This window comes from Aeromonas veronii bv. veronii, assembly GCF_000820225.1.
Lineage (GTDB): Bacteria > Pseudomonadota > Gammaproteobacteria > Enterobacterales > Aeromonadaceae > Aeromonas > Aeromonas veronii.
This window is the reverse complement of sequence record NZ_CDDK01000029.1, coordinates 55,591-71,412: the sequence shown is the minus strand read 5'-3', so window position 1 is coordinate 71,412 and position 15,822 is coordinate 55,591. Positions and strand designations below refer to the sequence as shown.

14 protein-coding genes are annotated in these 15,822 nt (G+C 59.9%); 11 read left to right on the top strand and 3 right to left on the bottom strand.

Annotated features, from left to right (window positions below):
- On the bottom strand, nt 1-202 hold a 202-nt coding region (locus BN1139_RS21775), incomplete at its 3' end, for a hypothetical protein (protein ID WP_238325695.1).
- A gap of 68 nt (nt 203-270) precedes the next feature.
- Between BN1139_RS21775 and codB the strand changes: the two genes are divergently transcribed.
- From codB to hemB, 11 genes are all read left to right on the top strand, one after another.
- Entirely contained in the window at nt 271-1,515 is a 1,245-nt protein-coding gene (codB, locus tag BN1139_RS12510; protein ID WP_005355867.1) for a cytosine permease, read from the top strand.
- Complete coding sequence (locus BN1139_RS12505) at nt 1,509-2,774, top strand: cytosine deaminase (RefSeq protein WP_005355869.1); 1,266 nt, start codon at nt 1,509-1,511, stop codon at nt 2,772-2,774. The genes codB and BN1139_RS12505 overlap by 7 nt, the downstream gene beginning before the upstream one ends.
- A 95-nt stretch (nt 2,775-2,869) precedes the next feature.
- Nucleotides 2,870-3,247 carry a fluoride efflux transporter CrcB gene (gene crcB / locus BN1139_RS12500; protein ID WP_005339378.1) on the top strand — a complete coding sequence of 126 codons (378 nt, stop codon included), beginning with the start codon at nt 2,870-2,872 and terminating at the stop codon, nt 3,245-3,247.
- A 65-nt stretch (nt 3,248-3,312) separates the two neighbouring features.
- Entirely contained in the window at nt 3,313-4,065 is a 753-nt protein-coding gene (ubiE, locus tag BN1139_RS12495; RefSeq protein WP_005342396.1) for a bifunctional demethylmenaquinone methyltransferase/2-methoxy-6-polyprenyl-1,4-benzoquinol methylase UbiE, read from the top strand.
- An 8-nt stretch (nt 4,066-4,073) separates the two neighbouring features.
- Complete coding sequence (locus BN1139_RS12490) at nt 4,074-4,682, top strand: ubiquinone biosynthesis accessory factor UbiJ (RefSeq protein ID WP_005339380.1); 609 nt, start codon at nt 4,074-4,076, stop codon at nt 4,680-4,682.
- Complete coding sequence (ubiB, locus tag BN1139_RS12485; protein WP_005339383.1) at nt 4,682-6,322, top strand: ubiquinone biosynthesis regulatory protein kinase UbiB; 1,641 nt, start codon at nt 4,682-4,684, stop codon at nt 6,320-6,322. The genes BN1139_RS12490 and ubiB overlap by 1 nt, the downstream gene beginning before the upstream one ends.
- Before the next feature lie 42 nt (nt 6,323-6,364).
- A complete protein-coding gene (tatA, locus tag BN1139_RS12480) occupies nt 6,365-6,616 on the top strand; it encodes a Sec-independent protein translocase subunit TatA (protein ID WP_005339385.1) in 252 nt (83 codons plus the stop codon).
- Nucleotides 6,617-6,619: 3 nt separating this feature from the next.
- On the top strand, nt 6,620-7,084 hold the full coding sequence (gene tatB / locus BN1139_RS12475; protein ID WP_005342398.1) for a Sec-independent protein translocase protein TatB: 465 nt from the start codon (nt 6,620-6,622) through the stop codon (nt 7,082-7,084).
- The gene (gene tatC / locus BN1139_RS12470; protein WP_005342401.1) at nt 7,081-7,836 is read left to right on the top strand and encodes a twin-arginine translocase subunit TatC; all 756 of its coding nucleotides are present in this window, start codon (nt 7,081-7,083) and stop codon (nt 7,834-7,836) included. Before tatB ends, tatC begins: the two co-directional genes overlap by 4 nt.
- A 188-nt stretch (nt 7,837-8,024) precedes the next feature.
- Nucleotides 8,025-8,810 (top strand): TatD family hydrolase, encoded by a 786-nt coding sequence (locus tag BN1139_RS12465; protein WP_005355875.1) that lies wholly within the window; start codon nt 8,025-8,027, stop codon nt 8,808-8,810.
- 3 nt (nt 8,811-8,813) lie between these two features.
- Nucleotides 8,814-9,830 (top strand): porphobilinogen synthase, encoded by a 1,017-nt coding sequence (gene hemB / locus BN1139_RS12460; protein ID WP_005355877.1) that lies wholly within the window; start codon nt 8,814-8,816, stop codon nt 9,828-9,830.
- An 83-nt stretch (nt 9,831-9,913) separates the two neighbouring features.
- Here hemB and BN1139_RS12455 read toward each other — a convergent pair whose 3' ends face one another.
- A complete protein-coding gene (locus tag BN1139_RS12455; RefSeq protein ID WP_005355879.1) occupies nt 9,914-13,420 on the bottom strand; it encodes a hypothetical protein in 3,507 nt (1,168 codons plus the stop codon).
- 168 nt (nt 13,421-13,588) lie between these two features.
- Entirely contained in the window at nt 13,589-15,778 is a 2,190-nt protein-coding gene (locus BN1139_RS12450; protein ID WP_005355882.1) for an immunoglobulin-like domain-containing protein, read from the bottom strand.
- Nucleotides 15,779-15,822 lie beyond the last annotated feature (44 nt).

The following is a 15,822-nucleotide window of genomic DNA, read 5'->3' as shown; positions in this document are numbered from 1 at the left end:
TTCTGGGTATCAGCACCATTAAATAGAAAGCCTCCCTGAAAAGGGAGGCTTTTTTGCATCTGTCATTTTTGTGATATCCCCTTACATTCCCTATTCCCGCAACCCCCTCTACTTGCAGCCGACACTGTTTATCTGCTGGTTTGAGTCCTAATGTGTTACTCATTTGACTGCTATTGATGGTTTTATCCAGAGATTTAACCATGATTGATTGACGTAAAACGTTTTACATGTAAAATCCGGCGCGTTTTGCCTATTACGTGGAGAGAGAGCATGGCGCAGGATAACGAATACTGTTTGGGGGCGGTACCCGCCAAAGGGCGCAAAGGTGTGCTGTCGCTGATGCTGGTGATGCTCGGCCTGACCTTCTTCTCTGCCAGCATGTGGACCGGTGGTGCGCTTGGTACCGGGCTGGTATTCGATGACTTCATCAAGGCGGTACTTATCGGCAACTTGTTGCTGGGTATCTACACCGCTTGTCTCGGTTATATCGGTGCCTCAACCGGCCTCTCTACCCATCTGCTGGCTCGTTACTCCTTTGGGGTGAAAGGTTCCTGGCTGCCATCCCTGCTGCTCGGCGGTACTCAGGTCGGCTGGTTTGGCGTTGGTGTGGCGATGTTTGCCCTACCGGTGCAGAAGGCGACCGGCATAGATGTGAACTGGCTGATCGCCATTTCGGGCATGTTGATGACGGTGACCGTCTACTTCGGCATCTCCGCCCTGATGGTGCTGAGCTTTGTGGCCGTACCGGCCATTGCACTGCTTGGCGGCTACTCGGTCTGGCTGGCGGTGACCTCGACCGGTGGCATGGCTGCACTGCAGCAGGTACAACCAAGCAATCCCATCGAGTTCACCACGGCGTTGACCATGGTGGTCGGTTCCTTTATCAGTGCAGGAACCCTGACCGCCGACTTTGTTCGCTTTGGTCGCAAACCCTGGGGCGCCGTCATGATTACCATGGTGGCGTTTTTTTTGGGCAACACGCTAATGTTCGTCTTCGGTGCTGCCGGTGCGGCCGTGACCGGTCAGGCCGATATCTCGGAAGTGATGCTGATGCAGGGGCTGTTGATCCCCGCCATTCTGGTGCTGGGCCTCAATATCTGGACTACCAACGACAACGCTCTCTACGCCTCCGGCCTCGGTTTTGCCAACATTACCGGTCTCAAGAGCAAGCCACTCAGCGTGATCAACGGCCTCATCGGTACGGCTTGTGCCCTCTGGCTTTACAACAACTTTGTCGGCTGGCTGGCCTTTTTGAGTACGGCAATTCCGCCGATCGGTGGCATTATCATCATGGATTTCCTGCTCAATCGTGAGCGTTACCGTCAGTTTGCCGATCAGCAGTTCGAGACGGTGCGCTGGCAGGCGCTGGTCGCCACGGCAGTCGGGGTGGCTGTCGGCAAGTGGCTGCCGGGCATAGTGCCACTCAACGCGGTATTGGGCGCCGCCTTCACCTATTTCATTCTGGTTCGCCTCACCCAGCGGCCGGTTCTGGTACAGGAAGCTAACAAATGCTGATTCAACATATTCGTTTGGCCGATCGGGAAGGGTTGTGGCAGATCCGCTGTCAGGATGGGGTCATCACCGCCATCGAACCCCATGACGAACATGCCGTCGCCGGTCGGGTGCTGGACGGGGAGGGCGGTCTGGCGATCGCTCCCTTTATCGAACCCCACATTCACCTCGATACCACCCAGACGGCGGGCGAGCCGAGCTGGAACCTCTCCGGCACCCTGTTCGAGGGGATCGAGCGCTGGGCCGAGCGCAAGGCGCTGCTGACCCATGAGGATGTGAAACAGCGCGCCATCCAGACGCTGAAGTGGCAGATTGCCAACGGCATCCAGTTTGTCCGTACTCACGTCGATGTCTCCGATCCCAATCTGGTGGCGCTCAAGGCGATGCTGGAGGTGCGGGAGGAGATGAAGGAGTGGGTCGAGCTGCAGATCGTCGCCTTCCCGCAGGAGGGGATCCTCTCCTACCCCAACGGCAAGGCACTGCTGGAGGAGGCGCTCAAGCTGGGGGCTGACGTGATTGGCGCGATCCCCCACTTCGAGTTTACCCGGGAATATGGGGTCGAAAGTCTGCACTACATCTTCGATCTTGCGGAGAAGTATCAGGTTCTGGTCGATGTGCACTGCGACGAGATCGATGACGAGCAGTCCCGTTTCATCGAGACGCTGGCAACCCTGGCCTACGAGCGGGGTATCGGTCATAGAGTCACCGCCAGCCACACCACCGCCATGCACTCCTACAACGGCGCTTATGCTTCCCGCCTGTTCCGGCTGCTGAAGATGGCGGACATCAACTTCGTGGCCAATCCGCTGGTGAACATTCACCTGCAGGGGCGGTTCGATACCTATCCCAAACGCCGCGGCATTACCCGGGTGAAGGAGATGCTGGAGGCGAACATCAACGTCTGCTTCGGTCACGACGACGTGTTCGATCCCTGGTACCCCATGGGCACCGCCAACATGTTGCAGGTGCTGCACATGGGGCTGCATGTCTGCCAGATCATGGGCTACGAGCAGATCAACGACGGTCTGAAGCTGATCAGCAGCCACAGCGCCCGCACCCTGAACGTGCAGGATCGTTATGGCATAGAGGTGGGCAAACCGGCCAACCTGTTGATCCTGCCTGCCGACAACGGCTTCGATGCGGTGCGCCGTCAGGTGCCGGTGCGTTACTCGATCCGCCACGGCAAGGTGATTGCCCAGACCCGTCCGGCCCAGACCGAAATCGTGCTGGGTCAGCCAGAGCCCATCGATTTTCGCCGCTGAGATTTCAATCAGGCTGGATGTCGATTAGTTCCGCCTCTGGGCACAAGGGCCGCCATTGCGACATAATGGCGGCCTGACCCTGAGGGAGTGACACCATGCAAACCTGGTTCTATGTTGCTGCAGGGGGCGCCATCGGCGCCTGCCTTCGTTTTGGGATTGCCGAACTGATGGCCTTGCTGCTGGGGCGCCACTTTCCTTACGGGACTCTGGTGGTCAACGTGGTGGGCTCTTTCATCATGGGGGTGGCATTTGCCCTCATCAGTCATGGTCATGTGGTAGAACACCCGATGAAGCCGCTGCTGATGGTGGGGATCCTCGGTGCCCTGACTACTTTCTCTTCCTTTGCCCTCGATACGGTAGTGCTGGCTCAACATGGAGCCTATCTGAAAGCGCTGCTCAATATCGGTCTCAATCTCTTCCTCTGTCTTGCCATGGTGGTGCTGGGCATGCAGTTGGTTGCGAGCCGGGTTTAAGGTGTCCGGACGCCAGTGGCTCTGGTAAACTGGCGGCCATTCTTTGCTCTATGGGTGTTTAAGGGATGTCAGAACAAGCAACGACAACGCATTTTGGCTTTAAAACCGTGGCCGCGACCGAGAAGGAAACTCTGGTAGCAGGTGTCTTCCATTCGGTGGCAGCCAAGTATGATCTGATGAACGATCTGATGTCGTTCGGCATCCACCGCCTGTGGAAGCGCTTCACCATCGACTGTTCCGGTGTGCGCAAGGGCCAGAAGGTGCTGGATCTGGCCGGTGGTACCGGTGACTTGACCGCCAAGTTTTCCCGCATCGTCGGCGAGACCGGTCAGGTGGTGCTGGCGGATATCAACGATTCCATGCTGAAAGTGGGCCGCGACAAGCTGCGCAATCTGGGGGTCGCCAACAACGTCTCCTACGTGCAGGCCAATGCCGAGGCTCTCCCCTTCCCGGATAACCACTTCGACGTCATCACCATCGGCTTCGGCCTGCGCAACGTCACCGACAAGGACAAGGCGCTCGCCTCCATGTTCCGGGTGCTCAAGCCGGGTGGCCGTCTGCTGGTGCTGGAGTTCTCCAAGCCGGTCAGCGAAGTGATCGCCAAGCTCTATGATCTCTACTCCTTCAAACTGCTGCCGAAAATGGGCGAAATCGTCGCGAACGACAGTGAAAGCTACAAATATCTGGCAGAGTCCATCCGCATGCACCCGGATCAGCAGACCCTGGCTGGCATGATGGAAAATGTCGGGTTCGAACAGGTGGAGTACTTCAATCTGACTCAGGGTGTGGTCGCCCTGCACCGCGGTTACAAGTTTTAAGGTTGCCTATGCCGATGGATGCCATGGTCACCGCGGTGATCGAAACCAGCCTCAACCAGTTGCTGGCGCTGGACAAACAGAGCCCGGAGCGGCTGCGCAAACTGGTGGGCAAGGTGCTCAAGCTGGAGCTGCGTGAACTCAAGCCGCTCTGGTTCGTCTTCTCCGAGCGTCGGCTGGATGTGCTGGCCCAGCATGAAGGGGAGGCCGATGCGGTGCTCAGTCTCTCCCTGACCGCCCTCGGTCTGCTGAAAGACCCGTCCGCTCTGACCCGCTATATCCGCGAGGAGAAGCTGGATCTGAGCGGTGATCCCCAGCTGGTGCAGGCATTCAGCGTGCTGCTGGGTGAGCTGGATATCGACTGGGAGGAGGAGCTGTCGCGCTATACCGGCGACGTGCTGGCCCACACCCTGTTCAGCGGTGCCCGTCAGGCGCGTCGCCTGGTCGGTCGCGAGCTGTGCCGCACCCGCAGCCAGCTGGCGGAATATCTGACCGAAGAGGCCCGCCTCGCCCCCGGCCCGCTGGAAGTGGCGAGTTTCAACGATGACGTCGAGGTGCTGGCCCAGCAGCTCAAGGCCGTCGAACTGCGGCTGGCCCGCTTCGAACAGCAGGTGACCTGATGACCCCGAAGGAGTTCAAACGCCTCTATCGCATCATCACCATCCTGCTGGAGCAGGGCATCGACGAACTGGTACCCGCCCGCTATCAACCCTGGCCGGGTCGTCTGGCCCGTCGCTCCCTGTTCTGGCTCAAGAACAAGCAACCGGATCTCAGCCGCGGTGCTCGCATTCGCCTCGCCTTCGAGGCTCTTGGCCCCATCTTCATCAAGTTTGGCCAGATGCTCTCGACCCGCCGCGACCTGTTGCCGCCGGACATTGCCGAGGAGCTGGCCCTGCTGCAGGACAGGGTGCCCCCCTTCTGTGGTCAGGCGGCGCGCCAGCAGATCGAGCTGAGCCTGGGTTGTCCCATCGAAACCCTGTTTGACGACTTCGACGAGACGCCGCTGGCGTCGGCCTCCATCGCGCAGGTGCATACTGCCCGGCTGAAGGAGAGTGGCCGCGAGATCGTCATCAAGGTGATCCGCCCCGATATCGAGCCAGTCATCGAGGCCGACCTGCGACTGATGCAGGCGCTGGCCCGTCTGGTGGCCCGCTTCGTGCCCCAGAGCGCGCGATTGCGCCCCATCGAGGTGGTGGAGGAGTATCGCAAGACCATCCTCGACGAGCTCAATCTGATGCGTGAAGCGGCCAATGCCATCCAGCTACGCCGCAATTTCACCGGCTCCGAGGCGCTCTATGTGCCTGAAATCATCACCGATCTCTGCCGTGAGCAGGTGCTGGTGATGGAGCGGATCTACGGTATTCCGGTCTCCGATATACCAGCGCTGGAGGCCAACGGTACCAACATGAAGCTGCTGGCCGAGCGCGGGGTAGAGGTTTTCTTCACCCAGGTGTTCCGCGACAGCTTCTTCCATGCCGATATGCACCCAGGCAACATCTTTGTCTCTTACGAACATCCGGAAAACCCGCTCTGGATCGGCATCGACTGCGGCATCGTCGGTACCCTCAATCGGGAAGACAAACGCTATCTGGCGGAGAACTTCCTCGCCTTCTTCAACCGCGACTATCGTCGGGTGGCAGAGCTGCACGTGGAGTCGGGCTGGGTACCGGCAGACACCAAGGTGGACGAGTTCGAGTTCGCCATCCGCACCGTGCTGGAGCCTATCTTCGAGAAGCCGCTCTCCGAAATTTCGTTCGGTCACGTGCTGCTCAACCTGTTCAACACCGCGCGTCGCTTCCATATGACGGTGCAGCCGCAGCTGGTGCTGCTGCAAAAGACCCTGCTCTATGTGGAAGGGTTGGGGCGTCAGCTCTACCCGCAGCTCGATTTGTGGCAGACCGCCAAGCCGTTCCTCGAAAACTGGATGCACGAACAGGTAGGGCCCAAGTCGGTATTGAACGCCATCAAGGAGAAGGCGCCATTCTGGGCGGAGAAGCTGCCGGAGCTGCCGGAGCTGGTCTATGAGACTCTGCGTCAGACCCGTCATCAGCAGCGTCATTTCGACCAGATGTTTGCCGAGTTCCGCCGTCACAGCCGTCGGCAGGGGCAGGCCCGCTACCTCTTAGGGGTTGGAGCCAGCCTGCTATTGGCGGGTGTATTCTTGCTGACCCAAAAACAACACATTGAGTGGGGACAAGCCAGTCTCGCCGGTGCAGCCCTCTGCTGGCTGGTCGGCTGGTTGCGAACCCGTTCCCATTAATCAACAACTGCGCCGTCAGGCGCCTGTTCTGGAGAGAAAATCATGGGTGGTATCAGTATTTGGCAATTGTTGATCATTGCAGTCATCGTCGTGCTGCTGTTCGGTACCAAGAAACTGCGCGGCATTGGCGGTGATCTGGGCGCGGCGGTCAAAGGGTTCAAGAAAGCCCTCTCCGACGAGCCGGCTGATGCCAAGGCCGAGCAGAAAGATGCCGAGTTTCCCCCGAAACAGCTGAACGAAGCGGCCACTCAGAGCAGTGAGACCGCCAAGCAGAAAGACAAAGACCAGGCCTAAGCCATGTTCGATATCGGTTTTTGGGAGCTGGTCGTTATCGGTGTGGTAGCACTGGTGGTACTGGGGCCCGAGCGGCTGCCGGTTGCCATCCGCACGGCTACCCACTGGATCCGCCTCATTCGTTCGACCGCGAACTCGGTCAAGTCCGAGCTGGAGCAGGAGCTCAAGTTGCAAGAGCTGCATAACGACCTCAAGAAGGCCGAACAGTTGCAGATGAGCAACCTGAGCCCCGAGCTGCAGGAGTCCATCGAACAGCTCAAGGCGGCGGCCCAGTCGGTCAATCGCCCCTATCAGGTGGAGAACGAGATCCGTCCGCCGCGCCCCGAGCCGGTCGCCCAGGCTGAGCCTGCCACGCCGGTGGAGCCTGCGGTGCAACTGAGCCACGACGTGCCGCCGGTTAACAGCCAGCGGGAGAGCGAGCCGGTGCCGGTCAGCGACTCTGCAGTAAAAGGGGAGGTGAAGCCATGAGTCAGGCCGAACAACCCCTGATCAGCCATCTGGTTGAGCTGAGAACCCGCTTGCTGCGCTCCATTACCGCCATTCTGGTGGTGTTTCTGGCGCTGATCTACTTCTCCAACAACATCTACGACTTCGTGGCCCAGCCGCTGCTCAGCCAGTTGCCGGAAGGGACCAGCATGATCGCGACGGATGTGGCGACCCCCTTCCTGACGCCGATCAAGCTGACCCTGGTGGTCTCCTTCTTCGTGGCGATCCCCTATCTGCTCTATCAGGCCTGGGCCTTTATCGCCCCCGGTCTGTACCAGCATGAGCGGCGCCTGATCATGCCGTTGGTGGTCTCCAGTGCCCTGTTGTTCTATGCGGGGATGGCGTTCGCCTACTACGTGGTGTTCCCGCTGGTGTTCGGTTTCTTCACCAGTACCGCCCCTGCCGGGGTGACGGTGGCGACCGACATCGCCAGCTATCTGGACTTCGTACTGACCCTGTTCTTCGCGTTCGGGGTGGCGTTCGAAATTCCGGTGGCGACCATACTGCTCTGCTGGACTGGCGTGACCACACCGCAAAACCTGAAGGAGAAACGTCCTTACGTTGTCGTCGGGGTGTTTGTGGTCGGCATGCTGCTGACGCCGCCTGATGTCTTCTCCCAGACCCTGCTCGCCATTCCGATGTGGGCGCTGTGGGAGATTGGTCTGTTCTTCGCCCGCTTCTACGTGAAGAAAGAGGATGAAGAGCAACAGGAACAACCGGATGTGGAGAGCTGAGGCTCTGTTCGTCACCTGTTTGCCAGACGGTGAGAGGATGACTAAGTCCGCAGGAATAGCAGAACGAGGGGAGCTTAGGCTCCCTTCCTCTTTTCATGCTCCCGTTCGAGGCGTATGGTAAGACCCCATTCGGTAGATGGTTTTCAAATACCTGATATGTATTCCTTTTGTCTGGAACGTCTCATCCCATGATCGATATCGGTTTAAACCTGACCAGCAGCCAGTTCGCCGGTGAACAGCCTGAGCTGGTGGCCCGTGCCCGCGCCGTCGGAGTGGAAGCGCTGATCCTGACCGGTACCGATCTGGCTGGTAGCCGCGAGAGCGCCGAGTTGGCCGCCCGCTGGCCGGGCTACTGCTTCTCCACCGCCGGGGTACACCCTCACGACGCCAAGAGTGTCGATGCGGCGACCCTGCCCGCCTTGCGCGAGCTGGCAGCCTTGCCGCAGGTGGTGGCTATCGGCGAGTGCGGCCTCGACTACAACCGCGATTTCTCCCCCCGTCCGGTGCAGGATGCGGTATTCGACGCCCAGCTGGCACTGGCTGCCGAGCTCGGGATGCCGGTGTTTCTCCACTGTCGCGATGCCCACGCCCGTTTTATCGAGATCCTCCGTCCCTGGTTGCCGAAACTACCGGGAGCCGTGCTGCACTGCTTCACCGGTTCCGACGAGGAGCTGGACGAGTGTCTGGCGCTGGGGCTGCATATCGGGGTGACCGGCTGGCTCTGCGATGAGCGCCGTGGTCAGCTGCTGCGCGAACAGGTAGCGCGTATTCCGGCCGGTCGGCTGATGATCGAGACCGATGCCCCCTATCTGGTGCCGCGAGATCTGAAACCGCGCCCGAAACGCAACGAACCTGCTTTTTTGCCGCACATCGCCCAGGTGGTGGCGGCCTGTCGTGGTGAAGCGCCCGAGGCCTTGCTGGCCCACACCCGGGCCACCTCCGCCGCGTTCTTCCAACTTCCTCTCCAGGAGTGATTCATGGCTACAACTCTTCCGGGCGCCTTTCCGGGCCGCCGCCTGCGCCGTCTGCGCAAACATGATTTCAGCCGTCGTCTGGTGCGCGAGAACGTACTGACCGTCAACGATCTCATCTATCCGGTGTTCGTGCTGGAGGGGGAGAACCGTCGGGAAGCCGTTCCCTCCATGCCGGGGGTGGAGCGTCTCTCCATCGATCTGCTGCTGATCGAGGCTGCCGAGCTGGTGGAGCTGGGCGTGCCTGCCATCGCCCTGTTCCCGGTGACCCCGCTGGAGAGCAAGAGCCTGATGGCGGAAGAGGCCTACAACCCGAACGGGCTGGCCCAGCGCACCGTGCGTGCCCTCAAGGCCCGCTTCCCGGAGCTGGGGGTCATCACCGATGTGGCGCTCGATCCGTTCACCACCCACGGTCAGGACGGCATCATCGATGACGAAGGCTATGTGCTGAACGACATCACCACCGAGATCCTGATCAAGCAGGCGCTCTCCCATGCCGAGGCCGGGGTCGATATCGTGGCGCCGTCCGACATGATGGATGGCCGCATCGGTGCCATCCGTGCCGCGCTGGAAGAGAACGGCTTCATCAACACCCAGATCATGGCCTACTCCGCCAAGTACGCCTCCTGCTACTACGGCCCGTTCCGCGATGCGGTCGGCTCTGCCGGCAACCTCGGCAAGAGCAATAAGGCCACCTATCAAATGGATCCGGCCAACAGCAACGAGGCCCTGCACGAAGTGGCGCTGGATATTCAGGAAGGGGCCGACAGCGTGATGGTCAAGCCGGGTATGCCCTATCTGGACGTGATCCGTCAGGTGAAGGATCAGTTCGGCGTGCCGACCTTTGCCTATCAGGTGAGTGGTGAGTACGCCATGCACATGGCGGCGATCCAGAACGGCTGGCTGAAAGAGAAGGAGTGCATCATGGAGTCCCTGCTCTGCTTCAAGCGGGCCGGGGCCGACGGCATCCTCACCTACTTCGCCAAGCGCGTGGCGCAGTGGCTGAAGGAAGATGCCCGTTAAGCCGGGTTGAAGAGAGAAACGAGAGGGGGAGCCGATGGCTCCCCCTCTGTCGTTATGGCTCTCTTTTGGTCACGAGCGGCTGATTACAGCTTGGTCCAGGCATCGCTCCAGTGGCTGCCGGTACCCGGGGCATAGTGGCTGGTCGAGCCGCCACACCAGCCGCTGTACGGCCAGGGTTTGCACTCGTAGTCGCCACCGGCATTGCTGACCCGTTCACCACTCTGATAAGCGGTGCCCGCAACATAGGCCGGGTAGCTGCCGTTACCACCGTCACTGTCACCACCTGGAGCCTGTTCCACCAACGTCAGGGTGAAGCGGCGCTCGAAGCCCTGCTTGCTCCCCTCCGCCATGCCCGCCAGCAGCAGCTCGTAACTGCCGGCCGCTAGGCCCGACTGCGTCAGCTGCAGGGAACCCTGACCATCGATCAGAGCGCTGCCGGTAGCGACCGGATTGCCATCCTGCAACAGGGTCGCGGTGACGGTCACCGGGTTGGCGGTGGTCAGCGTCAGGCCCAGATTGAGAGCACCGTTAACGATGGAATATTCAGACGCCAGGTCGGTGACGGTGAAGTCACTGCTGCTACCGGTAGTTGGGAGAATAAAGTCGCCACTGAGGTAGTTAATCTGAGTCCAGTTACTACTGAACGTCCAGTGACGGCCATTCGTGTGATAGACGTTGACTAGCTGGGTGCACTGATTGGCCTCATTGATATAGCCAATCCCATACGCCGCATTCTGATTGACATAACACAAGGGCCGCCCGTTTTGATGCAAAACCGGCTGATTTAAGCGCCCAGGTTGATGCAGTGACAGCCAGTCAAACTGATCCACCGCCGAGTTCAGCGGGATAAAGCTGCCATCCGGCTGATGGTATTGCACAAACTCACCGGCCTCGCAGCGATAGCCTGCCCCCGCCGGCTCGACATAGCCATAATAGAACTCACCATCTGGCTGGGTGAAGCGACACACACTGCGCTTTTCTTGTAGCTTTGGCTGTTGCTTCATTAACAACCGCTCTTGATTATTGAGACCGCTCAGTTGCTGCGCCGTGAATTCAGTGCCATTTGCTACCCATCCTTGCGGCATGGTGGAGAATTGCATGAAGTAGTGGTCGGTATAGTACATGTGGCTGTCAGCGCGGTGCTTGCGAGCCCCCTGGCTGACCGAGTTGTAGCGATAGATGTCGTTTTCCGGCTTGTGGAAACCGTTGAGATCATCGTCCAGATAGGGCAGGTCGCCATTGCGGATATGGTAGTTGGCCATGCCCGTCATCAGGGGATGCCAGCCGTGGCTGCCACGGGCAAACGCGCTCTCATGGCTGTAGGACTTCCCATCGAAGCCATGGCCAAATTCGTGGGCAATGATGCCCCAGCTGCCGTAGTAGTGGCTGACAAAGTTAAAGGTATCGACCCCGGTGATGCCACCACTCCCCAGCCCGCCCCCCATGGCGGTGATCCCCAGGTTGAGGTAGGGGCGCTTCATCAGGCTGTGGTAGTAGTAGTCATAATCGGCTGCCGTAAAGATCCCGTTCGGCACATAGCTGTTGCCGCCATTGCCAAACATCTCGTAGCCGTTCACCGCCTTGAAGTTGTACCAGACGTGCTTGAACTCCTCGGTCGAGACCATGTAGGCCAGGTTGGTGGCGATGATCAGCCACTCGCGGGCGTAGAGGGCATTGATGGGGCGCCAGGAGCCGCTGGTGTTGGTGGCGAAGCGCACGTTCCAGCTTGGCTTGAGGCGTGCCAGCTTCTGGGCAAACGGATCCGAGTTGGAGCTGAACCTGTGCTCGAACTGGGCAGGCAGATTGATGCTGTTGTCGAGCAGGTTGTTGAGATCAAACACACCATCGCGGCTGGCGCTGTTGAAGCGTCCCTGCTCGCCAAAGGCGGTCAGTGGCAGGGTGATTTGGGCATAGGCGGGCAGGCGATCGAGCTGGCCCAGGATCAGCCACTTGTTGATACCGTTCAGGCGTGACTCGATATTGATGTCATGCAGCTCTCTGGCGGCATAGTTGGTGATGCGCACCGTGTCGTTATCAAGCAGCTCGGTCTTGACCAGCGAATTGATGTTGACCGAACGCTGGGCGCGATCGATCAACACCTCGTAGGGTTCATCATTGCGCAGTATGTAGCTGACTGCGGCCGGCATCAGCTGATCGAAGATCAGCGGGCGAGCCGGCAACTGCTCGTCGGCCGTGAAGCTGATCTCCTTGCTCAGCAGCTGGTTGAAACCCAGGCCGCGTTCGTTGGCGGTGACAAGCGCCGAGCCCGCCAGCTGGAGATCTTTCAGTGCCGCCACGGGCTGCCGGTTGATCTCCCGGACAGTAAAGGTCGGGTTCTTGAACTGAAAGTCGTTGGCGATCAGGGTATCGACATCATGCCACTCGATGCGGTCCTTGAAGTTCACCACCAGCCGATCGCCATCCATGTCGATTTTTTGCAGATTGCTGTCAGCGATCACCTGCTCAGGCGCCAGCGGTGTGTTGCTGGCGATGGCATCAGCCAGTTTGCGCAAGTCATAGATGTAGTAGTTTTTGCCGGCGGTATGGGCCAGGAGATAGTCACCCACCTGATGGAGTTGCACCAGACGGTGGCTGTATTTTCCTTCAAAGGCGAGCCGACCGGCGATGGGGGTCTTGAGGCTGTTCTCCGGCGTCACATCCTGCTGGCGGTAGACCTTGATCTCGCTCAGCGCATCGGCCACTAGCACGTAATCCTGATTGGCAAAGACGGCCTGGGCGCGGTGCAGGCTGTTGCTGCCGGAATCCCGACCGGTTCCCAGGGTGGTGACATGGCGATGCTCGTCGGCCAGATCGAAGATATCGACCCGGTGCGAGTAGCGCGAGACCACGTAGAGCAGGTTGTTGCGGACAAACAGTTCGCTGATCTGGTTGTAGGCCGTGGCATTGCCGGTTTCGGTGCCGCGGATCTCGCCAATCTGCTGGCGGCTCGGGATATCGATAATGGCCACATGGCCCGGATTGCCGTTCTGGCTGACATATAGCCGATCCTGATAGCGCTCGACCGCCGTGATCAGGCTGGCGTCCAGCCCCAGCTGGTCGGCCGTCAGCTCCTCGCCTTTGTCCAGATATTGCAGCGAGGTGGCAAACGAGTTGACGCTGCAGGAGCTGGTCTCCATCACCACCCGGGTGCGTTCGCCATTCTGGATCTGGCCGTGGGGGAAGTACTCCAGCAGACAGCCGTTGCCGTAGTCATAGTTGCCAAAGCGTTTGTTGACCGCAACGACCCCACCGTCGTACCAGGTCAGCTCCCACTCCTCATCGAAGAAATCAAAGACGTTACGAATGGCTGTTTCGTCGAAAAAGTGGGGTTTGGGCAGATCGAACAGGATGTGGTTATCCGCTGTCAGCGGGTAGAGCAGGCCGTTGATGGCAAGGTGTCGCTTGCCATCCTTGATGATCACGTTCTGCTCGTCAGCCGCACTCTGGTGCAGCGCGGCGAGGCGCGCCGTCATCTGCTCGTAGTGCTCCTGATAGGTTTGTTTGAAATAGGCTTGTTCGCGCTCATCGGCCACGACATGGGCCGACAGCAGCAGACCGAGCAGGGTGGCAAGCTTGGTGGTTCTTGGCATGGTGATTTCCTTATCTTGGTGGTTGTTGGACGTTTTTTGGTGCTTGGCAAGCATGTAAAAGAGAGGGGCTAACCCGTCCGGGTCAGCGCATCCTGCCCATCGGCAGCGTGGCCAACGGGCAGGATATGGGCGGGGGCCTGTCGGCCCCCGTTAGTGGTTGGGGCAAGGTCAGAGCTTGATCCAGGCATCGCTCCAGGCAGAGCCTGTACCCGGCGCATAGTGGCTGGTCGAGCCGCCACACCAGCCGCTGTAGGGCCAGGGTTTGCACTCGTAGTTGCCACCGGCATTGCTGACCCGATCACCGGCCTGATAGCCGGTGTTGGGGGCGTAGGCCGGGTAGTCACCCTCGCCACCCCCGCTGCTCTCTTCGGTCAGCGCAACTTGGAAGCGCTGCACCACCGGCTGCTGGCCATCTGCCAAGCCGGTGATGACTACTTCGTAGCTGCCATCGGTGACATTGCTGCCCTGCAGTACCTGGGTGCTGGTGCCGTTCACCTGGCTGCTGGTGGTACCGTGGCTGTGGCCGCTCTGCTCCAGAGTCGCGGTGATCTGTACCGGGTTGGCGGTGGTCAGGTTGAAGCGGATGCTGACCTGACCGTTGACTATGGTGTACTCGCTCGCCATGGCGCTGACGGTGAAGTCGCTGCTGCCTTCGGCGGGTGGCGTTGTGCCGCCGCAGTCGCTGTCGCCCTGTACGCGCCAGACGCCCCAGTCACCCGTGGTGCCCGGCTCTTCGTTCTGGGTCCACCAGCCTGCCAGCCAGTTCTTGCCGTTGTGGCTGACGATGTCGCCGCCCACGTAGACCTTCTTGGCATCCCAGCTGTTTTCACAGACGGCGCCCTGCTCCCTGACGGTCACGTTGCGCTGCTGGGTTACCTGCTGACCGGCGCTGTCGCTCACCTGATAGGTGAGGGTGTAGCGGCCGACCTTGCTGCTGTCGACGTTGCCGCTGACCTTGATTTGGGTGGTCAGGTCGCCATCTTCTTCATCATGGGCGCTGACGCCAGCCATCGGATCGAAAGCGGTACCCAGTTCCAGCGTGGTGTCGGTGACCCCACTGAATACCGGCTTCATGCTGTAGACCTCGATGGTACGTACCTGCTCGGTGACGTTGTTGTCGCGATCGCTCACCTTGTAGGTGAGGGGGTATAGGCCGATGCGCTGGCTGTCTACCGAACCTTCCACCTGGATCTGGCCAGTCAGGTCGCCATCTTCCTTGTCGTTGGCACTGACACCGGCCAGCGGATCAAAGGCGGTGCCCTGCTTGATGCGGGTATCGCTCAGGCCGCTGAACACCGGCTTGCCGTTGTCGACCGGGGGCGTGATCTCCTGATCGTGGATGAAGGGGCCGTAGCTCTTGATGAAGGATTCGTTGTAGGAGTGACCGGCGGCGTTGCGGCCCATGTCCCAGTTGATGGACCAGGTCATCACGCCACGCAGCGGTTGCCCCTCGCTCTTCAGGCGGTTGAAGGCGTTGTAGAGCTTCTGCGGATCCTGCACATAGCCGGTGGCGGCGGCGTCGATGTTGGTCGGAATGCCGAACACCAGCTTGTCATGGGGGATCTTGTAGAAGCCGCGGGTTCCGTTGCTCAGCGAATCCGCCATGTAGTAGATGAACTCTTCTTTCAGGGCATCGTTGTTCTGGGCAATCCAGCCGATGTCATCGATATAGATACCGTCGCCACCCTGGTTGTAGAACTGGGGGTTGATCCAGTCGTAGTAGCCTTCCAGATTGCGGATATAGGGGATGTAGGCGCCAGTCTGGGTCAGATAGGGGAACTCCGGTGCCATGGTGATGAGGAAGTTTTTCCCCTGGGCGCGGTAGTGATCCTTGACCAGACGCAGGGCCGCCGGGATCACGGTCTGGTTGTCGGCGGCAGTGATGGCGGCCTGTTCCAGATCGATATCCAGCCCGTCGAAGCCATAGGTCTCCACCAGACGGATGATCTCGTCGGCAAAGGCCTGCTCCTGACCCTTGCGCAGCTCGATGTGCGCATCGGCACCGCCCAGCGCCAGCAGCACGGCACGGCCCTGACGGTTCAGCTCGGCAATCTGCTCGATAAACTGGCTTTCGCTCATGCCGATGGCCGGGTCGAGTTTGAAAGTGGGGATGGGATCGCTGCCATAGACCTTCATGAAGGAGACATCGACCACGTTGTATTGCGGGTTGACCTGATCGAGCTTGACGCAGGGGGCGATACCGCCCTTGTAGCCCGAGCCGTCACACCAGTTGTGCCAATAGCCGACCACTACGCCGGACTGGGGGTTGACCATCGCCTGACCGGCACTGGCGGCATATGCCATGGGGGCGCCCATGCCGAGCAGGCAGCCAAGCAGGGATAATTTGAGTTTGTTCATCGTCTCTCCGTACAGTGCAAATGGGGCGTCGGTTGTGATCGGAC